At 60.4% G+C, this 20,607-nt stretch carries 15 protein-coding genes; 3 read left to right on the top strand and 12 right to left on the bottom strand.

Annotated features, from left to right (window positions below; all coding sequences use genetic code 11):
* Nucleotides 1-179: 179 nt before the first annotated feature.
* Nucleotides 180-1,469, top strand: coding sequence for a sensor domain-containing diguanylate cyclase (locus G5182_RS01590; protein WP_227340602.1), 1,290 nt, complete (start codon nt 180-182; stop codon nt 1,467-1,469).
* 99 nt (nt 1,470-1,568) lie between these two features.
* On the opposite strand, the gene G5182_RS01585 is transcribed toward G5182_RS01590, so the two are convergent.
* Entirely contained in the window at nt 1,569-3,191 is a 1,623-nt protein-coding gene (locus G5182_RS01585) for an acyl-CoA synthetase (RefSeq protein WP_227340603.1), read from the bottom strand.
* A gap of 663 nt (nt 3,192-3,854) precedes the next feature.
* On the opposite strand from G5182_RS01585, the gene G5182_RS01580 reads away from it, so the two are divergent.
* Complete coding sequence (locus tag G5182_RS01580; protein ID WP_227340604.1) at nt 3,855-5,381, top strand: YfcC family protein; 1,527 nt, start codon at nt 3,855-3,857, stop codon at nt 5,379-5,381.
* A gap of 62 nt (nt 5,382-5,443) precedes the next feature.
* On the opposite strand, the gene G5182_RS01575 is transcribed toward G5182_RS01580, so the two are convergent.
* Together G5182_RS01575 and G5182_RS01570 are read right to left on the bottom strand one after the other, a co-directional pair.
* Nucleotides 5,444-5,632 (bottom strand): hypothetical protein, encoded by a 189-nt coding sequence (locus G5182_RS01575; protein ID WP_005345660.1) that lies wholly within the window; start codon nt 5,630-5,632, stop codon nt 5,444-5,446.
* A gap of 246 nt (nt 5,633-5,878) precedes the next feature.
* Nucleotides 5,879-6,139 (bottom strand): hypothetical protein, encoded by a 261-nt coding sequence (locus G5182_RS01570; RefSeq protein ID WP_227340605.1) that lies wholly within the window; start codon nt 6,137-6,139, stop codon nt 5,879-5,881.
* Here G5182_RS01570 and G5182_RS01565 point away from each other — a divergent pair.
* Nucleotides 6,126-6,665 (top strand): glycine zipper 2TM domain-containing protein, encoded by a 540-nt coding sequence (locus tag G5182_RS01565; protein WP_026035120.1) that lies wholly within the window; start codon nt 6,126-6,128, stop codon nt 6,663-6,665. The genes G5182_RS01570 and G5182_RS01565 overlap by 14 nt on opposite strands.
* Before the next feature lie 116 nt (nt 6,666-6,781).
* On the opposite strand, the gene xdhC is transcribed toward G5182_RS01565, so the two are convergent.
* The 9 genes from xdhC to ssnA all read right to left on the bottom strand — a co-directional run bounded on the left by xdhC (nt 6,782) and on the right by ssnA (nt 20,583).
* Nucleotides 6,782-7,267 (bottom strand): xanthine dehydrogenase iron sulfur-binding subunit XdhC, encoded by a 486-nt coding sequence (gene xdhC, locus G5182_RS01560; RefSeq protein ID WP_216977724.1) that lies wholly within the window; start codon nt 7,265-7,267, stop codon nt 6,782-6,784.
* A complete protein-coding gene (gene xdhB / locus G5182_RS01555) occupies nt 7,264-8,142 on the bottom strand; it encodes a xanthine dehydrogenase FAD-binding subunit XdhB (RefSeq protein ID WP_227340606.1) in 879 nt (292 codons plus the stop codon). The genes xdhC and xdhB overlap by 4 nt, the downstream gene beginning before the upstream one ends.
* Entirely contained in the window at nt 8,135-10,453 is a 2,319-nt protein-coding gene (gene xdhA / locus G5182_RS01550; RefSeq protein ID WP_227340607.1) for a xanthine dehydrogenase molybdenum-binding subunit XdhA, read from the bottom strand. The genes xdhB and xdhA overlap by 8 nt, the downstream gene beginning before the upstream one ends.
* Nucleotides 10,454-10,817: 364 nt before the next feature.
* On the bottom strand, nt 10,818-12,119 hold the full coding sequence (locus G5182_RS01545; protein ID WP_227343057.1) for an NCS2 family permease: 1,302 nt from the start codon (nt 12,117-12,119) through the stop codon (nt 10,818-10,820).
* Nucleotides 12,120-12,515: 396 nt separating this feature from the next.
* A complete protein-coding gene (guaD, locus tag G5182_RS01540) occupies nt 12,516-13,832 on the bottom strand; it encodes a guanine deaminase (protein ID WP_227340608.1) in 1,317 nt (438 codons plus the stop codon).
* 52 nt (nt 13,833-13,884) lie between these two features.
* Nucleotides 13,885-15,408, bottom strand: coding sequence for a nucleobase:cation symporter-2 family protein (locus G5182_RS01535; protein WP_227340609.1), 1,524 nt, complete (start codon nt 15,406-15,408; stop codon nt 13,885-13,887).
* Nucleotides 15,409-15,503: 95 nt separating this feature from the next.
* Nucleotides 15,504-18,401, bottom strand: a complete 2,898-nt coding sequence (locus tag G5182_RS01530; RefSeq protein ID WP_227340610.1) for a molybdopterin-dependent oxidoreductase Mo/Fe-S-binding subunit — start codon at nt 18,399-18,401, stop codon at nt 15,504-15,506.
* Nucleotides 18,398-19,174, bottom strand: coding sequence for a molybdopterin-dependent oxidoreductase FAD-binding subunit (ygfM, locus tag G5182_RS01525; protein ID WP_227340611.1), 777 nt, complete (start codon nt 19,172-19,174; stop codon nt 18,398-18,400). The genes G5182_RS01530 and ygfM overlap by 4 nt, the downstream gene beginning before the upstream one ends.
* An 80-nt stretch (nt 19,175-19,254) precedes the next feature.
* On the bottom strand, nt 19,255-20,583 hold the full coding sequence (gene ssnA / locus G5182_RS01520) for a putative aminohydrolase SsnA (RefSeq protein ID WP_421254125.1): 1,329 nt from the start codon (nt 20,581-20,583) through the stop codon (nt 19,255-19,257).
* Nucleotides 20,584-20,607 lie beyond the last annotated feature (24 nt).

The raw sequence follows: 20,607 nt of genomic DNA, 5'->3' as shown, positions 1-20,607 counted from the left end.
ACCATGGACTCAACTGATTTCCTTTGATTTGCTAAGAGGTTACAACCATGTGACATAACGCAGAACCTGCGGAAATAAATGAGAAATATGCCGTGAAGAGTGCTTAATTTAAAGCAGTTGATGCACGTTGGCCTCGCGTTCAGCCAACCCATCACAGCGACCCAAGGATGGCCAACTTCATGAAGGATGAACCCTTCTCCACCCGATTGCAGCACGAGCTGGATCACCTCAGATCCATCTTTAACGAGATGGGGGTTTACCTCTTTACCAAGGATCTGGATGGCCGTTATATCTATGCCAATCAGGCTGTGCTGGATCTCTTTGGTTGTACCCTGGCCGAACTGCAAGGCAAGGATGATCGCGCCTTTTTTGACCTCGACTTCTCGGAAGATCTGAGACGAAATGATCGTCAGGTGCTGGAGCAGCAGGTCGCCATCGCCCGGGAGGAGATCAACTACCTCAAACCCACGGGAGAGAAACGGGTCTACTGGAGCGTGAAAAAGCCGATGTACGACCGGGATGGCACGCTGATCGGTCTGTGCGGCATCTCCACCGATATCACGGAACACAAGCTGATTGAGGCCCGTATGGCCGAGCAGCATCAGTTGCTGGAGATCATCCTGGCCAACGTGGATGCCCATATCTATATGAAGGACAGCCAGCACCGCTTTCTCTACGTCAATCAGAAGGTGTGTGCCCTGCTCGGTTTACCCGCCGAACAGATCATCAACCGCAGCGATAATGAGCTGTTCTCCCCACACGGAGCCAACCAGCTGTGGCAGCTGGACAACCGGGTGTTCGAAACGGGTGAGCTGCAAGCCGGTGAAGAGTCACTGACCGATACCGAAGGCAAGCAACATTACTACTGGTCTGTCAAAGTCCCCTTCAAGCTGGCTGATGGTACCCCCACCCTGATCGGTATCTCCTCCGATATCACCGAGCTGCACCAGCTCAAGGAACAACTGCAATATCAATCGGTTCGTGACAGCCTCTCCGGACTTTATAACCGCCGTTTCTTCTTCGAGGTGTGCGAAAAGAACCTGAGTATGAACATGCGCCACCAGCTCACCTCGGTGCTGATAGTGCTGGATGTGGATCAGTTCAAATGCATCAACGATCGCTACGGTCACCCGCTGGGCGATCAGGCGCTGATCCATCTGGGCAGGGTGATGCAATCGGTGCTGCGCAGCGAAGATGTGCTGGCCCGCATCGGCGGTGACGAGTTTGCCATCTTGCTGCCCAACACCACCCTCTCAGCCGCCGCATCACTGGCCGAACGGCTGCGCAAGCAGGTGATGCAAAGCCCGTTACCCCTTGCCGATGGGGATGAGCTGGTCATCACCATCAGCGCCGGGCTGGTGGAAAATAGCAAGGGGGAGCAGATGGAGAGCCTCTACGCGCGCGCCGATCAGATGCTCTATCAGGCCAAACAGAGCGGCCGCAACTGCGTCGCGTGCAAGGCACGATAGCTGGCTGGCCAGTCAGGCACTCCCACTTCCCTTGCTGCATTTATCCCGACAGCTTAGTCATCCTATTGCACGCTGCTTTCACTCACGCTCGATTAGCACCTAACCCAACTGTTTGCGCAGCACAAACTTTTGCACCTTGCCGGTCGAGGTCTTCGGCAGCGGGGTAAAGATGATCCGCTTGGGCGCCTTGAAGTGGGCCATCTGCTCACGGCAAAAGGCGATCAGCTCCGCCTGGGTAGTCTCTCGCCCCTCTTTCAGTTTGACGAAGGCGCAGGGCACCTCCCCCCACTTCTCATCGGGCATGGCGATCACCGCCGCTTCGTCCACATCCGGATGGCGATAGAGCACATCTTCCACCTCCAGACTGGAGATGTTCTCCCCGCCCGAGATGATGATGTCCTTGGATCTGTCCTTGATCTCCACATAACCGTCCGGGTGCCACACCGCCAGATCCCCACTGCGAAACCAGCCGTCCGCCATCGCCTCGGCGCTGGCCGCCGGGTTCTTGAGATAGCCTTTCATCACCACATTGCCCCGCAGCACTATCTCCCCCATGGTTTTGCCATCTTTGGCCACCGGCTCGCCACTGACCGGATTGATGACCCGCATCTCCCCCTGCAGAGGCGACGCAACCCCCTGCCGCGCCTTGAGGCGGGAGAGCGCAGTGGCATCCTGACCTTGCCAGCTTCTTTGCGGCTCGCACAACACGCAGGGGCCATAGGTTTCGGTGAGGCCATAGACGTGGGTCACGGCAATCCCCATCGCCTCCATCCCAGCGATCACGGTGGCGGGGGGCGCAGCGCCAGCGGTCATCACCTTGATGGGGTGATCCAGCCCCCGCTTGAGCGCCTGATCGGCATTGTTGAGCATATTGAGCACGATGGGCGCCGCGCAGAAGTGGCTCACCTTGTGCTCGTGCAGCGCCTCATAAATGGCGGCGGCCTGCACATGGCGCAAGCAGACGCTCACCCCGGCGGTCGCAGCCAGCGTCCAGGGGAAGCACCAGCCGTTACAGTGAAACATCGGCAAGGTCCAGAGGTAGACGGGATGTTTGGGTAGCTCCCAGGAGAGTACGTTATTGATGGCGTTGAGGTGGGCGCCGCGATGGTGATAGACCACCCCCTTGGGGTTGCCGGTAGTGCCGGAGGTGTAGTTAAGGGAGATGGCCTGCCACTCATCCTCTGGCAACCAGCCGGGTTCATCGCCGTTACCAGTGGCAATAAAGGTCTCATAGTCGAGGTCACTGACAAGCGCCCCTTCCCGGTAGAGGGGATCGTCGATGGCGATGACCAGCGGTTGGCGCTCCAGCAGATCCAGCGCCTTGCGCACCACGGCGCCAAACTCCCTGTCCACCAGCACCACCTTGCTCTGGGCATGCTGAAAGATAAAAGCCATCGACTCGGCATCGAGCCGGGTATTGATGGTGTTGAGCACAGCGCCGCTCATGGGCACCCCGAAGTGCGCTTCAAACATCGCCGGGATATTGGGCGCAACGATGGAGACGGTATCCCCCTCCCCGATACCGCTAAGCCGCAGGGCCGAGGCCAGCTGGCGGCAACGGCGGGCGGTATCGCCCCAGCTCTGGCGTAGCGAGCCGTGGATCAGCGCCGGATAGTCGGGATAGACCCGCTCCGCCCGCCCCAAAAAGCTGATGGGGGTCAGGGCCTCAAAATTGGCGGCGGTTTTGGCAAGGTTGCGCTCATAGATGTTCTGCACTGTCATCGGATTCCTTCCTCACAAGTGGCACAAAACGGGCAGTTTCGGGATGATTCAGAGATCAGCAAGCGACATGGGCATCCTGCCCGTCACTGGTCTCTTATGGGGATGACAGCCTAACAGTGAGCCTGTGGCGGCAGGTATTAGCAAAACGTCTTAGACAGGGGCAGCCTGCTGCCAATAGGGGACCCCTGTTTTCGTTGCAAAAAATATTTCGTTACTGGAAAGCGTGCCATTTTTTTCACAGGCTGTTTTTGGCGAAAAAAAAATGACGATAGTGGAATATTATTCCGTCAAAGCTGCTTTATGTGTCATTTCATTCATCTCGGCACGCACTATTTTCATGCCGTTTATTTAAGGCAAAGCACGTTAAATGAAAGCTGAAATAGTTATTGCATAACGCCATTTATTTCACCCCAGTCATTAAATACATGACAAATAAATTCTGTGAGCCATCCCATAAAGCGAGCATGGCACCATGTTCATCCAGCCGCACACGGGTTACGGTTACAACGTGAAACAATCCACCGGATGTTCAATATCAGGCCAGATTTCTCGCCAATCACTACGCAATCTACAGTGATTTTGCGTACCTTGGATGTATGACGCAGAAACCCTATCGACCCGATATTCCGCCGAGCCCAAACCTGCTTTATCAAGGAGCATTTTATGTGTGCCGTGCCGAATACCACACCACGCAGACAATTCCCTACTGCATTTACCATTCTGTTTCTTATTATGTTACTGGCCATTGCACTGACCTGGATAATTCCGGCGGGCGCCTATGCCAAGCTCTCTTATAATACAGCCAGTGAAAGCCTGATGGTCAATAGCCCACAGGGGGAAATAAGCCGACTTCCCGCAACCCAGGATGCCTTGGCAAAACTCAATATCAATATTGCGGTGGAGCAATTTACCAACGGCACCATCCGCAAGCCCATCGCCATTCCCGGCACCTATGCACGGCTGGAGCAAGCACCCAAGGGGCTCAGTGACGTGGCAGTCAGCATGGTCAAGGGCACCATCGAGGGGGCGGATATCATCGTCTTTATTCTGGTGCTCGGGGGGCTGATCGGCGTCATCAACAAGACAGGCGCATTCAGTGCGGGGCTGGTCGCCCTCTCACACAAGACCCGGGGCAACGAGTTCCTGTTTGTGGCGCTGGTCTGCTTCGTGATGGCGCTGGGAGGCACCACCTGCGGACTGGAGGAAGAAGCGGTCGCCTTCTACCCCATACTGGTACCCATCTTTCTGGCGCTCGGCTATGACTCCATCGTCTGCGTAGGGGCCATCTTCCTCGCCGCCTCCATGGGAACCACCTTCTCCACCATCAATCCCTTCTCGGTGGTGATCGCCTCCAATGCCGCCGGCATTCCCTTTACCGAGGGGCTGATCTTTCGCGCCATTGGCTGTCTGGTGGGCACCTTGGTGGTGATCGGTTATCTCTACTGGTACTGCAAGAAGATCAAGGCCAATCCAGCCTTCTCCTACACCTATGAGGACAGAGAGAGTTTTCGCGCCCGTTTTCTCAAAGAGGGCTCTATGGACGAAGGGGTGCCCTTCACCCTGCGCCGCAAGATTATTCTGACCCTGTTTATCCTCGCCTTCCCGCTGATGGTGTGGGGCGTCTCCATGGCCGGTTGGTGGTTCCCGCAGATGGCGGCCTCCTTCCTGACCATCGCCATCATCATCATTTTTATCTCGGGTCTCAAAGAGAAAGAGGCTGTCGAGGCCTTTACTCAGGGGGCGTCGGAGCTGGTGGCCGTTTCGCTCATCATCGGGCTGGCACGGGGGGTCAATCTGGTGCTGGATCAGGGGATGATCTCGGACACTATTCTGGCCTACGCCTCCGATCTGGTCTCCGGCATGCACGGCGCCGTGTTCGCAGTGGCGCAGATGCTGGTGTTCACCCTGCTGGGGCTGGTGGTGCCCTCCTCCTCGGGGCTCGCGGTGCTCTCCATGCCCATCATGGCGCCGCTGGCGGATACTGTGATGATCCCCCGCTATATCGTGGTGTCGGCCTACAACTGGGGCCAATACGCCATGCTGTTCCTGGCCCCCACCGGACTGGTGCTGGTCACTCTGCAGATGCTCGGCATCCAGTTCAACAAGTGGGTCAAGTTCGTGCTGCCCATGGTGGGCTTTGTGCTGGGATTTGGCGCCCTGATGCTGGTGACGCAAGTGATGTTGGCCTGATGGGCCTGTGATACATGAGTGACAACACCCCGTGCCTGGCGCGGGGTGTTCTTTTGTCAGCCTTAGTGGCGCACCCGCCCCTGCTGGCGGAAGCAGTAGAGCTTTAGGCTGATGTCGGCGATATCGGCGGGAAGCTCCTCTCCCTGCTCGGCCAAGGGCCGGTAGAGGGATGAGAGCAGACGTTCGGCCTGCTGCACCGTAATGATGTTGGCCTGGATGGCCGGGGTGATCCAGCTGGGTAACATTGACATATCTCCACCTCGTTGATCCGGTGATCTCGGGTGAACATCTTCATATCAGGTCTTACGCAGTTGTCTGCCGACCCGTTCACCCTCTGCTTCACCCAATCAAGGCAAAATGCTTGCCGTGATCTCTTATCGGCCAACATCCGATGGGGCTGGAGCCATTTATCAACCACTTGCGTGGCCATCTCAACGAACAGAGCCCTTGTTCAAGACCTCCCTTGACCTGCACCCGTCAGCACTCTGGCATTCTGCTCACCGCCCGCCTTGCAAATTGCGACTCGAATTGCTCCTTATCACACTGGCAAAGCCCGCCATGCGCCGGAAACTGGTCACTTTTAGTCCGTTGTCGCCAAAGCCAGACAGTTTTTCATGGTGGCTGTTTTTTGACCTTGCCAGCGCCTGTCGCAGGCCCATCCCCCGCGCCTTGTCCGGCCAACCGGTTATGACAAGATGGCGCCAGATTGGAACAGCCCGGATGGGTATGCAGGAGAACCATAAGATGAACAGATCCATGATGGCAGGTATCGGTATTGGCATCGCCTCGGCCCTGGCACTCTCGGCGGCGGCCAGCGGCTCCCTCTTTACACCCCAGCCCACCTTTGCCGAGGTGATCGCCAGCAAGCCGATCACCGAGACCATCAAGACCCCCCGCCAGGAGTGTCGCAACGTCACCGTGACCCACCGCAAGCCGGTACAGGATGAGCACAAGATCCTCGGCACAGTGGTGGGTGCGGCGCTGGGTGGCGTGGTTGGCCACCAGTTTGGCGGCGGCAGCGGCAAGAAGGTGGCCACCGCAGCCGGGGCCGTCGCGGGGGGTTATGCCGGTAATCAGGTGCAGGGCAATATGCAGGCGGGCGATACCTACACCACCACCGAGCAGCGCTGCAAAACCGTACAGGATACGAGCGTCAACACCATTGGTTATGACGTGACCTATCGCCTCGCCGGTCAGGAGGGGGTGATCCGCATGAAGCAAGCCCCGGGCGCCACCATTCCGGTCAAAGATGGCAAATTGGTGATCGACCAGCCAAAAGTGTGATTTATCCTGACCCCACTCAGCAGCAGGCCCGCCTCTTTCGAGGCGGGCCTGTGTTTTTGGGCGGCTTGATTTCCTTTCTCACACAACAGCACGCACCACTCACGGCACCCGAACTATCACCCTTTGCAGCACTTCTTCACCGCCCGTACCACGTTCTGATAACCGGTACAGCGGCAGAGGTTGCCCGACAGCCCGCGGCGGATCTCCGCATCGGTCAGCGGACGACGTGCGGTCTTGTCGAGCAGAGCGGCGCTCGCCATCACGAGGCCCGGGGTGCAAAAACCGCACTGCACCGCCCCCTCGTCGATAAAGGCCTGCTGCACATCGGAGAGCTCATTCCCCTTACGCTCCCCCTCCACGGTACGAATGGATTTGCCATCGGCCCACACCGCCAGATAGAGGCAGCTGTCGATAGCAGTGCCATCCACCCGCACGGTACAGGCGCCGCACTCACCGACACTGCACCCCTCTTTCACACTGATAAGCCCCTGCCCGCGCAGGAAGCGGAGCAACGACATGGTGGGCGGCACTGCATAGGAGTAAGGCTTGCCGTTGATCTCGCACTGGATCTCTACGGCGGGACAGCTTTGCGGTTGCATCATAGGATCTTGCCTCCGGCACGTTCGACTGCGCAGGCGACCACCCGCTGCGCCAGGGTTTTGATGAGGTGTAGGCGAAACTCCTTTTCTGCCCGCCAGGAGGATCGTGGCGCCACATCGGCCACCACCGCCTCGGCAATGGCGGCCAGTGTGGCGCGAGTCAGCGGTTGCCCTTCGGCCGCAGCTTCTGCGTGCGGGGTACGCACCGGCGTCGGGGCCGCCACGCCATAGGCCAGCCGCAGGCGCTTGAAGTGACCATCCTCAATCTGACAGTAGGCGGCGCAGCCGATGGTGGCGATATCCATGGCATCGCGCATGGCGTATTTGAAGTAGTGGGAGCCCACATGGGGGTGAGAATCCGGCGCAAAGTGAAACGCCACCAGAATTTCCGCCGGTTGCAGCGCCACCTTGCCGGGGCCGGTGTGAAAACCGGCGATGGGGATGCGGCGCGTACCGTTAGGGCCAGCAATCTCAAGCTCGGCCTCGAGCGCGACGGTCGGCGCCGCCGAGTCAGCACTGGTGGCGCCGTTGCAAATATTGCCGCCATAGGTGGCGACGTTGCGGATCTGCGGGCCGGCGATGGTGGCGGCCGCCTCGGCCAGCATCGGCAGGCGGCGCTGCACCAGCTCGTTTTCAATCAGCTCGGTAAAGGTGGTGCCGGAGCCGATACGGATCGACCCATCAGGCAGCTCGCTCACCCCTTTGAGCTCGGGCAAGTCGTGAATATCGACGATATGGCGATAGGCGGCGTTGAGGTGATGGAGCTGGATCATCACATCGGTGCCACCGGCCAGAAGGCGCGCCTCGGGGTCAGCCTGACGCAGGGCGACCGCCTCGGCCACACTGTGCGCCTTGTAGTAACGGGCAATATCAAACATGGTGTTGCTCCTCCCCTGCTCCCTCGCCAATCAGACCCGCCGCGACAAACTCCCGAAACAGGGTTTTGGGGGTGATGGGCAGCTCGTTGATGGCCACCCCGGTCGCCATGCGAATGGCGTTACGAATAGCAGGGCCCGGCGAGATGATGGGCGGTTCCCCCAGGGATTTGTGGCCATAGACCGACTGGGGCTCGTAGGTCTGCACGAAGTCGCACTCAAGCTCTGGCAAATCCAGCATGGTGGGAAACTTGTAGTCGAGCAGGTTGGGGTTGCGCACCACGCCGCTCTTGGCGTCGATGATCATCTCCTCGAACAGGGACCAGCCGATCCCCATCCCCATGCCGCCATGCACCTGTCCCTCCGCCAGCTGCGGGTTGAGGATCTTGCCCGCATCGTGCAGGTTGATGATGCGATTGATGGTCACCTTGCAGAGATCGATATCGACGCTGAGATCGACAAAGGTACAGCCGAAACTGGGCGGGTTGGTGGTGGTCTTGTGGGAGACCTCGGAGGTGATCTGGCCACCGATGGTGAGGTGGTAGTAGGCGTTGACCGACACCTCGGCGACGCTGATCAGCACCTTGTCCGGCGCACCGGCCAGCACCACGTAGCCGTCGATCAGGGTCAGCGATCCTACATCCTGATGGCAGAGTTGGGCCGCCAGCGACAAAATGCGGGCCCGCAACTGCAGCGCCGCCTGATGGATGGCGGGGGCCGCCACATAGCTCTGACGCGAGGCGAACGAGCCAGGATCATAGGCAGTAATGTCGGTATCCTGGGTCGAGATGACCCGGATCTGCTCAAACGGAATGCCCAACGTCTGGGCCGCCATCTGGGCAAAGACGGTGTCCGACCCCTGCCCTATCTCGGTGGCGCCGATCTGCAGATTGACGGTGCCATCCTGATTGAGCAGCATGCGGGCGCCGGCAATTTCGACCCCCACCGGATAGGTGTTGGAGCCGTAGCTGAAACAGGCCACCCCGATGCCACGGCGAGCCCGACTGGCAGGATCCTGCCCCAAGCACTCGGCCTTGAGCCGATCCCACTCGAACATCTCGCGACCACGCAGCAGGCAGTCCGGCAACCCGGCGCTGTAGATGGTCTTCTGGTTGACCTGATTGACATCCCCCTCGCGCGCCACGTTGGCGATGCGCACATCAAGCGGATCCAGCCCCAGTTCGGCGCAGGCATCGTCCAGCATGCACTCGAGGGCAAAAATCGCCTGCGGCGCGCCGTAACCGCGCATTGCACCGGCGGTGGGCAGGTTGCTGTAGAAGGTCTTGGCGTCATAACCGAAGGCGCTGCGCGGATAGAGGTAGCTGATCTTGTTGCCACCGGCGCTGGCGATGGAGTGGCCATGGGAGGCATAGCCGCCGGTGTTGGAGAGCACGTCGAGCTGATAGCCCTTGAGGGTGCCGTCGCGGTTGAGACCCATCTTGCCGTCGATGGCAAAGCCGTGGCGGGTGCGGGAGGCAAAAAAGCACTCTTCCCGGCTCAGGGTCACCTTGACCGGCACACCGCCAAGCTTGTAGCTCAGAAACGCCGCCATCGGCTCTTCCAGCACATCCTGCTTGTTGCCAAAGCCGCCGCCCATATAGGGTTTGATCACCCGCACGCTCGACCAGGGCAGGCCGAGAGATTTGGCCACCCGGCTGCGCACTATCTGGGGGATCTGGGTACTGCTGACCACGATGATGTGGTCCGGCTGATCCATATAGGCGTAGCAGGTCACCGTCTCCAGATGGCAGTGCTGCACCACCGGCGTCCGGTAGTGCCCCTGAAACTGCAGATCGGCCGCTGCGATGGCCTGCTCCGGGTCATTGGCACGAAGCTGGCTTTGGCGCAGCAGATTTCCGCTCGGGTGGATGGGATAGGCATCGTCGGCCAGCGCACTTTCGGCATCCGTCATCACCGGTAGCGGCTCGTAAGTCACCTTGACCAGGGCGGCAGCCTTCTCGGCGACCAGCGGATCGCGCGCCACCACGATGGCGACCCCATCACCAAAGTGACGCACATGGTCGGTGAGCAAACGGCGGTCTTTCACATCCCGTTTCTCCTCATCAAGGGACCAGGCGTGACCGGCGGTGCGAAAACAGGTGGTAGGGACATCTTCATGGGTAAACACGGCTTCAACCCCGTGCAGGGCCAGCGCCTCGGTCGCGTCGATGGCGAGCACCTTGCCGTGGGCAATATTGCTGCGCACATACTTGGCGTGGCGCATCCCGAGCATGATGTTGTCATCGGTATAGCGGGCGCTGCCGGTCACCTTGGCCTCGGCATCCACCCGCTTGAGCGGTAATCCTATGGACATATGCAAGTCCTTTTTCGAATGGAAAAATCTGGAACCGGCATAAAAAACAGCAAGATATGCGCCTGTTTCCCGCCATCGTCAGGAGAATGGGGAGAAGTGTGAAGGGGATCCCATCTAGCCCGCTTTTGTTGGCCCGAAGCGACAAGCCAAGGGCAGCCCCTGAGCAAATGGGGCACATCAGCGGTGAAAAAATCGGCAGAGCGAGGAGAGCAAGGGTGGGAGCCTATCAATCTGGTAGGGGGATTTATCAAAATGGTATCGCGATGGCACTAGCGGCTAAGGCATGGTAACCAGCGTTGACGGTCAGAGCGCCGCAGATATAAAAATGGGGCCGCCAGAGCGACCCCAAACGGGAGGGTTATCCCTAAATAGCCCACCCCCCAGCATAAAAGAGCACCAGCGCCAGGGCGATGACCACGGTGCCGACGTTGAGCTTGTGCCACTCCTTCGAACAGATGCGGCCGATCACCAGCGAGCTGAAGCCGAGCATGATGCCGGTGACGATGTTGCAGGTGAGCACGATAAAGACCGCGCACACCAACCCGGACATGGCACCGACCGAATCGTTGAAATCGAGCTTGGTGACGTTGCTCAGCATCAAGAGCCCCACATACATCAGTGCCGGCGCCGTGGCATAGGCGGGCACCAGATAGGAGAGCGGCGAGAGGAACAGCATCAGCAGGAAAAGACCGCCCACCACAGTCGCGGTGAGGCCGGTTTTTCCCCCCGCCGCCGTGCCCGCCGCCGATTCGATATAGACGGCAGCGGGCGCCGCCCCCACCAGACTGGAGAAGATGCTGCTGACCGAGTCGGCACTGAGTGCCTTGCCGCTGTTGATGATGTGACCATCCTTATCGAGCAGGTTGGCCTGCCCCGCCACGGCGCGGATGGTGCCGGTGGCATCGAATACCGCCGTCATCACTAGCGCCAGCACGCTGGGCAACACCAGCGGCGAGAGGGCCCCCATGATATCCAGACTGAAGATGAGGGACTTGCCCTGATCGTCCGACAGGCTCGGCAGGGCGAACAGCCCCTGATATTTCACCGCCGGATCGAAGATAAGGCCGAAGATGGAGATGGCGATAATCACCAGCAGGATCCCCCCCGGTACTCTCAGCTTCTCCAGCCCGAAGATCACCGCAAGGCCGATCAGGGACATGATGACCGGCATGGAGGTGAAGGCCCCCAGCGCCACCGGCAGCCCCTCCAGCGGGTTCTTGATCACCAGCCCCACCCCGTTGGCGGCGATAAGCAGCAGGAAGAGGCCGATCCCGATGCCGGTGCCGTGGGCAATCCCCATCGGCAGGTTGTCGAGGATCCAGCTACGCACCCCGGTCACCGAGATGGCGGTAAACAGCACCCCCATCAGGAAGACGGCGCCCAACGCCACCGGAATGGGGATCTGCTGCCCCAGCACCAGACTGAATGCAGTAAACGCCGTGAGGGAAATAGCGCAGCCGATGGCCATCGGCAACTTGGCCCAGAGCCCCATCAAGAGCGAACCGAACCCCGCCACCAGACAGGTGGCGACAAACACGGCGCCGGGGGGAAAGCCCGCCTTGCCGAGCATGCTTGGCACCACGATCACCGAGTAGACCATGGCAAGGAAGGTGGTGAGGCCCGCCAGCACCTCCTGTCTGACGTTGCTGCCCCGCTCGCTGATCATAAAGTAGCGATCAAGAGCCGTGAGCGGCTGTTGCTTTGGTGCGCTCTGGCTGGCGTCATCATTGGCCAGCTGTTCCACGCTGTTTGTCCTGCTGTTTGCTTGGGTCATACCCAACTCCTTCACACGCGCCTGAATGTTCCATGACGAAATGGCGACAGGATCTGCGGGTCTGCCGAACGCCAGTCTGATGAGAAACAGGCGATGGTGGCAGAGGATGCGACAGACAGACCAGGGCAGGCAGCCTTGACTCAAACGTTTGCCTTGCTGATCAAAAAAACCGGGCCATTTCACGTTCTATGCGGGGAGATCCCCTGTGGTGCGGCAAGACTGGCCTCCTGTTGGGTACGCCAGCCGCCGTATTCGTTGGGGCTGCGCCGCGGCAGCCCATTCCAGCCCCTACCCCCGTTCATGCACCAGTTGGCCATCCACATAGGTGCGGTAGATGGATCTGTCATCCCCCAGAGTCAACAGCACAAAGAGCTTGTCCCGCAGGGTGGTAGAGTTGTCATAACGCAGCTGCTGCAGCGGGGTGGCGACCGGGTCGAGCACCACGAAGTCCGCCTCCTTGCCCACCGCAAAGCTGCCGATCTTCTCGTCCAGCCCCAGCGAATGGGCGCCGCCCAGGGTGGCCAGATAGAAAGCCTGATAGGCCGAGAGCCGCTCACCCTGCAACTGCATCACCTTGTAGGCCTCGTTGAGGGTCTGCAGCATGTTGAAGGTGGTGCCGGCGCCGATGTCGGTGCCCATCCCCACCTTCACCTGCTTGCACCACGCCTTGTGCAGCTTGAAGAGACCGCTGCCCAGATAAAGATTCGAGGTGGGACAAAACGCGATGGTGGAGCCGGTCTCCTTCAGGCAATCCCACTCCTGCTCTTCCAGATGGACGCAGTGGGCAAACACGCAGTTGTGGCCGGTGAGGCCGTGCTGGTGATAGACATCGAGATAACCCTTGTGCGCCGGGAAGAGGGATTTGACCCAGGCGATCTCGTCCTTGTTCTCGCACAGATGGGTGTGCAGATAGGTGGTGGGAAACTCTTCGCGCAGTCGCCGCGCCATCGCCAGCTGCTCGGGTGTCGAGGTGGGTGCAAATCGTGGTGTGATGGCATAGAGCAGGCGACCATTGCCGTGCCAGCGCTCGATAAGCTGCTTGCTCTGCACATAGCTGCTCTCGGCGGTATCGAGCAGATAATCGGGCGCATTGCGATCCATCATTACCTTGCCCGCGATCATCCGCATATTGATGCGACTGGCCGCCTCGAACAGGGCATCCACCGACTCGGGGTGAACGGTGCCGAACACCAGCGCCGTGGTAGTGCCGTTACGCAGCAACTGCTTGATAAAGAAGGTGGACATCTCGCGGGCATACTCGAGATCGTTGTAGCGCCGCTCGGCCGGGAAGGTGTGGCGGTTGAGCCACTCCAGCAGCTGCTCGCCATAGGCGCCCACCATCTCGCTCTGGGGATAGTGAATGTGGGTATCGACAAAGCCCGGCACTATCATCTTGCCGCGGTAATCGCGCACCCGCACCTCGGCCGGAATGCGATCCTTGCCCTCCTCCCACTCACCGAACCAGTCGATGCTGCCGTTGCGAATGATCAGCAGACCATCCTCGATAAGGCGCGCGTTGGACTCAATCTCCTCGGGCTGATCCACCACCCGGGTGATATCGAAGAAGCTGCCGCGTACCGCTTTGACAGAGTTGTCGTTTTTCATAACCGTTTCCCTGTTTTTCTTGTTCTGTTAACGTTTTTTGCCGGTTTAACCGTCAGATCCGTTCCACTTGTGGCGCCACCGCCTGCCCGGGCACTGGCTCTGGTGACCCCTCACCCTTGCTGGCCGATGGCTGGCCCGCACTGCGGGCGGTAAAGATCACATCCGGCTTGTCGCTCAGCTGGATCACCTCCACCGCCTCGGCATCCCTGACGGCTGCCTTGCGCTTGCGGCTTTGCGGCAGCACCAGATTCATGATGATGGCGGTGATGCCGCCGGCGCAGATGGGGTTCTCCACCAGCATGTAGATACCCGCCGGCAGCACCTTGAAGACGTTCGGGTCATAGGAGACGCCGAGCCCAAGACCCAGCGAAGTGGCGACAATCAGAGTCTCCCGCCGATCGAAACCGTGGCTGATGATGATGCGACCACCGGCGATGGCGATCATGGAGAACATGATGACCATGGCGCCCCCCATCACAGGTGACGGTATGGTGGTAAAGAAACGTCCCACTACGGGGAAAAGCCCCAGCAGCACCAGGATGACGGCAATAAACTTGCCCACATGGCGTGACGCCACCCCGGTCATCTGGATGACGCCGTTGTTCTGGGCAAAGGTGGTGAGCGGCAAAGAGCCGAGGGCCGAGGCAATGACCGAGACCAACCCATCCGCCAGCACGCCGCCGGAGAGCCGCTTTTGAAATTCAGGCCCCTGAATATCCCGGTGGGAGACCATGGCGGTGGCGGTGATGTCCCCCACCGCCTCCAGCACGCTCAACAGATAGATGGTGCCCGCCAGCATAAAGGCGTGAAAATCGAAGGAGAAACCGTACTTGAACGGGATCGGCACCGTAATAAGCGGCAGGTCCTCAAGGGCAGAGAAATCCACCATACCGAGCATCAGGGCCACCGCATAACCCACCATCAGGCCGATGGCAATGCCGCTCATCCGCAGCAGCGGGCTTCGGCTGCAGTTGAAGGCGACGATGACGCAGAGCACCAAGAGCCCCAGCCCGATGTGCTCGTATTTGCCGAAGGTGCCGCTGCTCATGGCTGAGAAGCCGCCGCCAAAGTCGATGATCCCCACCTTGATAAGGCTCAGACCAATCATCAGCACCACTACTCCGCTCACGGTCGGGGTGATCACCCGCTTGAGGTAGGGCAGCACGAAGGAGGAGCCCATCACCAGAAAGGCACCGACGAAGGAGACCCCGAGCAGGGTCGAGACGATCAGCTCCTCGTGGATGCCATCTTTTTTCATGGCGCCGCCGAGCGCGATCATCACGGTCACGAAGGAGAAGTTGACCGACTGGATGGAGAGCAGCCCCGAACCGATGGGGCCATAGCGGTTCACCTGCAGCCAGGTGCCGATACCGGAGGCGATCATCGCCATGGAGACCAGATAGGCGGTGGTCTCGGTGGATAGGCCCAGGGCGCCGCCGACGATCAGCGCCGGGGTTACCATGGGAACAAAAATGGCCAGCAGATGGGTCACTGCACCCATCAGGGTTTGATAAAACGGGGGTTTGTCTTCCAGCTCGTAAATGAGATCCGAGTGCTTGCGTGTTGTTTTAGACATCGTGTTTGTCCCATCACACAGAAGGTAGGCGGAGTACTCATTCCGCCGTCAGGCGTTGGGGGCGAGCTGGCGCCCGCCCCTCACCTTTTCTTTTGTTATGCCGACACTTTTTGCTCCAGCTTGCCCAGTTCGCGCAGGATCTGCTCCGGCGTGAAGTGCCACTTGCGCAGCCAGACACCGCAGGCGTCATGGATGGCGGTGGCGATGGCAGGCGCCGCGCCGTTCACCCCGATCTCCGAGATGGACTTGGCGCCGTAAGGGCCAACCTTGTCATCACTCGGTACCAGGAAGGCCCGGAAGTCGCGCGGAATGTCGCCAATCTTGGGCGCGCCATAACTCTTGAGATCCCGGGTGAGCGGGATGCCCTTGCTGTCGTAGCAGATCTCTTCGGTCATGGTGTGGCCGATGGCCCGCATGGTCGCCCCGTAGATCTGGCCGAGGGCCAGCTCCGGGTTGATGGGGGTACCGCAGTCGAGCAGGGCGTAGAACTTGTCGAGCCGGATCTCGCCGGTTCTGACGTTGACCGCCACCTCGGCGAAGTTGGCCCCGTATGGGAAGGCAAGCTCCGAAGTGATGTAGCTGGCAGTGCCCACCAGAATGCCGAAGCCGGTACCGGTCTCCGCCTTGTGGGCCAGCTTGGCGAGGCTCACCTCCCCCTGCTTGCCGCGTACTATGCCCGGGTGAACTAGCTCCACATCCTCCACCGGCTCGCCCAGCATGGCGGCGCCGTGGAACAGGATCTTCGCCTTGAGGTTCTCGGCCGCCATCTTGGCCGCGTTGCCGGAGAAGCAGGTACCTGACGAGGCGTAGGCCCCCTTGTCGAACAGGGCGTGGTCGGTGTCGCCGGAGATCACATGCACATCGCTGAGCGGGCAACCGAGCACCTCGGCGGTCAGCTTGGCGACCACTGTATCGAGGCCGGTGCCGATATCGGCGCCACCGGAGTGGACGATAAAGGTGCCGTCCGATTCCAGCTTGACCATGCAGTTGGCCTGATCGATATCCGGGATCCCCGATTTTTGCATGATGATGGCGACGCCACGACCGATGCGCCAATCCCCGTCGGCGGGTTTGGGGCTATCCCAGGCGATCAGTTCGCGGCCCTGCTTGAGGATGGGCTCAAGGGCGCAGCTGGCCGCGTGGGGCACCGAGGTAGGCATCTTGCCCTCGCCGATGGCACCCAGCACCTTGAGGATGTCTCCTTCATGCACCCGGTTGTGCTCCACCATGTCGAGCTGATCGATGCCGAGTTTCTCGGCAAGTTCCGCAATGGCCATGGTCAGCGCGAAGTTGCCCTTGGGTGCGCCGTAACCCTGATAGGCGCCGGTCGGGCAGATGTTGCTGTAGTAGGTGTTGACGGTAAAGCGCACGTTGTCGCACGGATAGAGCGGCAGGGAGAGCGCCGGGCCGTTGCTCGGCACCGTCAGAGAGTGGTTGCCGTAAGGGCCGGTGTTGGCACGAAAATCCATGTCGATGGCGGTGATGGTGCCATCTTTCTTGGCCCCCACTTTCACTTTCACCTTGGCTACATGGCGGGAGGTGTTGCTGATGAACTCCTCTTCACGGGTGTAGCGGAAGGTGACGGGACGGCCGGTAACCTTGGTCGCCCAGGCGCACACCTCTTCCAGCAGGATGTCCTGCTTGGAGCCAAAGCCGCCCCCTACCCGCTCCTTGATCACATGCACCTGATGCTGCTTCATGCCGACGATGCGCGCCACCTGACGGCGCACATGCCACGGCACCTGGGTGGATGCATGGATGACCAGACGATCCCCATCCATGTAGGTGAAGCAGATGTGCGGCTCGGTCGGGCACTGCTGGGCCTGGGTCGATTCGTAGGTGCGCTCGACAATCTCGTCCGCCTCGGCAAACCCTTTTGCCACGTCACCGATCTGGCCATGAACGCTGGCGGCCAGGTTCTCGTGCGGGCGGGAACCGATGGGGAAGTTGATGATCATGTGCTCGTTGCCGCGGCGCACCGAGCAGGCGTTCTGCTGCTCGAGATCCGCAGGGGCACCAGCCATGTAGACGATGGGTTCGTCGTGCACCAGCGGTGCGTTGGGGGCCATCGCCTCATCGATATTCATGACTGCTGGCAGCACCTGGTACTCGACCTCGATGAGTTTGAGCGCGGCCAATGCGATGGCTTCGCTCTCGGCCACCACGGCGGCCACCCTGTCACCGACGTGACGCAGCTTGCGGCCAAACATGCGGCGATCGAGGGGTGACGGCTCGGGGGCACTCTGGCCACCCGGGGTGTAGTAGATATCCGGGCAGTTGAGGTGGGTGATGACATGCACAATGCCCGGCATGGCTTCGGCGCGGCTCACGTCGAGTTTGGTGATCACCGCATGAGGATGGGGACTGCGCAGCATCTTGATGACCAGCGCATCCTCGCTGACCCTGTCCTCCACGTAGCAGGGCTTGGCCTGCACCATCTTGGCGGCGTCCACTTTCGGGCAGCTCTTGCCGATATGGCGCAGATCGTCGCGAAACTCCGGGGCAATCTGGCACAGATAATCGGGATCCTTCATCCGTGAACAGGCAAGCTCGATGGCCTGATAAAACTGCTGATAACCGCCGTCCCGGTGAAAGAGGCCCGAGAGGGCATCGTCGATTTGATCACGGGTAGGCTCGGGGTGGCGATCAAGCAGGTCGGTGACGATGAGTGCCGCAGCCGGATCGTTGTAGCCGGACTGCACCACGCCCACATCTACCATCGCCTGCTGTACCAGGCTGAGCTGGTTCCAGCTGCCGAGCGACTCGGCGGTGCGCACCTCTGATCCATCCAGCTGGGCGGCGATCAGCAGAGAGGCGTTGATCACCTTGCCGTTGAAGAGGATGGCATCGGAGCCGGCAAAGCCAAAGCCGTCGTCGCTGTTGCGCACCGAGTGCATCCGGCACTGGTTGAACAGCACCCGCTGGGCATTCTCGCCAGCCGGAGTGATGACGGTGCGCAAGGCGCCGTTCAGTGTGAAGTTGAGTTCCATCATGCCTGTACCTCCTGCTGCTGGCACTCTACCAGCAGATCTGCCACCACCACGCCGCTGATATAGCGCTTGTAGGTCACGCTGCCGCCGAGATCCTCACGGGGTGCAACCAGTTCGCTCACTGCCGCCTCCAGCGCGGCATCGTGCAGATCGCGGCGCTCCAGATCCCGCAGGCGCATCGGCTGCGGGGTAACGCCAGCGACGGCGACCCGCATTTCGCCAATGCTGTCGAGGGCTACCGCGGCGGTCATTACCGCCAGACCGTCGGCGTTGCGGCTGATGCGGCGGGTGGCGCAGCGCAGTTCGGGCTCCGGCAGCACAACCCCGAGCACCAGGGCATTGCGCTGGCCCGCCAGATAGGCGTCGATGGGTTGCAGCAGGTTGTTCTCCAGCACCACCACGGCTTCGAGTACCAGCAGTACCGGCAGCAGCGGGGAGTCCTGCTGCTGGCAGGCAATTTCGCCGCCAATGGTGGCCTGATTGCGCAAATGGCGGGAGTAGACAAACCCCAGCGCGTCGCACAGGGCGACCGGGGTACGGGGATCATCTTTCAGGGTCTGCAGGGTGACGGTGGCGCCGATATGGAGCTGGCCGTGCTGCTGCTCAATCTGGTTCAGTCCCAGCCTATCCAGCGAGATAGCGACCTTCTTGTCGGTGCGGGTCGGGGCGGCGTTAAGCTTGCTGCCGCCCCCCATGTAGACGGCGTCGTTGCCGAAACTGGCCTTGAGTTCCAAAGCCTGACCCAGTTGCTCGGGTCGGAAGAATTGCTCAATCATGTGTCGTCCTTACTCTTGCTGCCCGCCGCCGGGAAAATCCACAGGGCGGGCAATCCGGTCCAAAACTGTGGAAGGTGGCCTTAAGCCAGCTGATCCATCCGTTGCCACAGGCGGCTCGCCACCTTGCTGGCCTGCTCATAAATGGGCTCGACATCGAACGGGAACTCGCGATCCTGATAGACCATGCGCCCCTCCACCATCACGCTGTTGACGCTGTTCGATCCCATACCAAAGGCGAGATGGCCACCGAGGTTGCGCGGCGCCAGCGGGGTCGGTGCGTCGTAGTCGCAAATGGTGAGGTCGGCCTTGTAGCCGGGCTCCAGGCGGCCAAATTTGGCGCCGAAGTTGCGCTCCAGCAGGGTGTTGCCGTTCCACAGGAACCGGGCAAAGCTGTCGGGCCACAGGGCACCACCGGCATCCTTGTGCTTGAAGTAGGCAAACTTGAGCTCTTCGAGCATGTCGGAGCCGATGCCGTCGGTGCCGAGCGCCAGATTGCGATACTCCGGCAGGTGCATGTTGTAGCCCACGTGGTTGTTCATGTTGGAGCGGGCGTTGTGCACCAGGAAGGCATCGCGGCTGTTGAGCAGCTCGATGTCAGCCGGGCTCAGGTAGATGCCGTGGGCGATCAGAGTCTTGCTGTCGATAAGGCCAAACTCGTCCAGCCGGGCGATGGGCTCCTTGCCATAGTGGTGGTGACCGTGGGCCATGTCGTAGCGGTCTTCCGCCACATGGATATGCAGACCGCGACCGGTGACCTGCACCGCTTCGCGCAACATGGCCAGCCCCTCGTCGGGCACGGTGAAGGGGGCATGGGCACCGATATGAGCCTCCACCAGATAGGGTTCGCTGCCCTTGGCCTTGGCGGCATCAATGGCCTGCGCGAACAGGATGTTCTCCTCCACCCCGGCCTGCAATTCGGCGAGGCCGCCGTTGCGATCCGTGGTCTCGAAGCAGGTCATGCCGCGCAGCCCCGCCTCCATAAACCCTTTGCGCAGCACATTCAGGGAGCCCTTGATGAAGTTGGGCGAAGCGTGGTGGTCGATCACCGCGCTGCAGCCGCTCTTGATCGCTTCCAGCGAGCAGATGAGACCGCTGTAGTAGAGGGACTCTTCATCAAGCGCCCGATCGAGGCGCCACCAGAGGTTTTTCAGGGTGGAGATAAAATCCGGGCAAGGGGCGATATTGGCCATGATCCCCCGCGACAGGCCGGAGTAGAAGTGGTTGTGGGCACAGACGATGCCCGGCATCACCAGCTTGCCGCCCATCTCCCGATAGTTGGCCTGCGGGTAGAGGGCCCGCAGATTGGGCCCCACCGCTTTGATAAGCGATCCTTCGATGGCGATATCCACCCCTTCCAGCACCCGGGTCGGCTCCAGCTGGACAGCGATGACGTTCTTCAGAATAAACATGGTGTGCTCCTTCGCTTATTCGTG

The organism is Aeromonas sp. 600948 (genome assembly GCF_049174875.1).
Classification (GTDB): Bacteria; Pseudomonadota; Gammaproteobacteria; order Enterobacterales; family Aeromonadaceae; genus Aeromonas; species Aeromonas veronii_A.
The sequence above is the reverse complement of the archived record's forward strand: the minus strand, read 5'-3'. Positions and strand labels throughout refer to the sequence as shown.

Excerpts from the sequence above, each read along its gene's own strand:
- G5182_RS01590 (WP_227340602.1), top strand. The coding sequence starts at position 180 with ATGAAGGATGAACCCTTCTCCACCCGATTGCAGCACGAGCTGGATCAC.
- G5182_RS01585 (WP_227340603.1), bottom strand. The coding sequence starts at position 3,191 with ATGACAGTGCAGAACATCTATGAGCGCAACCTTGCCAAAACCGCCGCC.
- G5182_RS01580 (WP_227340604.1), top strand. The coding sequence starts at position 3,855 with ATGTGTGCCGTGCCGAATACCACACCACGCAGACAATTCCCTACTGCA.
- G5182_RS01575 (WP_005345660.1), bottom strand. The coding sequence starts at position 5,632 with ATGTCAATGTTACCCAGCTGGATCACCCCGGCCATCCAGGCCAACATC.
- G5182_RS01565 (WP_026035120.1), top strand. The coding sequence starts at position 6,126 with ATGAACAGATCCATGATGGCAGGTATCGGTATTGGCATCGCCTCGGCC.
- G5182_RS01570 (WP_227340605.1), bottom strand. The coding sequence starts at position 6,139 with ATGGATCTGTTCATCTTATGGTTCTCCTGCATACCCATCCGGGCTGTT.
- xdhC (WP_216977724.1), bottom strand. The coding sequence starts at position 7,267 with ATGATGCAACCGCAAAGCTGTCCCGCCGTAGAGATCCAGTGCGAGATC.
- xdhB (WP_227340606.1), bottom strand. The coding sequence starts at position 8,142 with ATGTTTGATATTGCCCGTTACTACAAGGCGCACAGTGTGGCCGAGGCG.
- xdhA (WP_227340607.1), bottom strand. The coding sequence starts at position 10,453 with ATGTCCATAGGATTACCGCTCAAGCGGGTGGATGCCGAGGCCAAGGTG.
- G5182_RS01545 (WP_227343057.1), bottom strand. The coding sequence starts at position 12,119 with ATGATCAGCGAGCGGGGCAGCAACGTCAGACAGGAGGTGCTGGCGGGC.
- guaD (WP_227340608.1), bottom strand. The coding sequence starts at position 13,832 with ATGAAAAACGACAACTCTGTCAAAGCGGTACGCGGCAGCTTCTTCGAT.
- G5182_RS01535 (WP_227340609.1), bottom strand. The coding sequence starts at position 15,408 with ATGTCTAAAACAACACGCAAGCACTCGGATCTCATTTACGAGCTGGAA.
- G5182_RS01530 (WP_227340610.1), bottom strand. The coding sequence starts at position 18,401 with ATGATGGAACTCAACTTCACACTGAACGGCGCCTTGCGCACCGTCATC.
- ygfM (WP_227340611.1), bottom strand. The coding sequence starts at position 19,174 with ATGATTGAGCAATTCTTCCGACCCGAGCAACTGGGTCAGGCTTTGGAA.
- ssnA (WP_421254125.1), bottom strand. The coding sequence starts at position 20,583 with ATGTTTATTCTGAAGAACGTCATCGCTGTCCAGCTGGAGCCGACCCGG.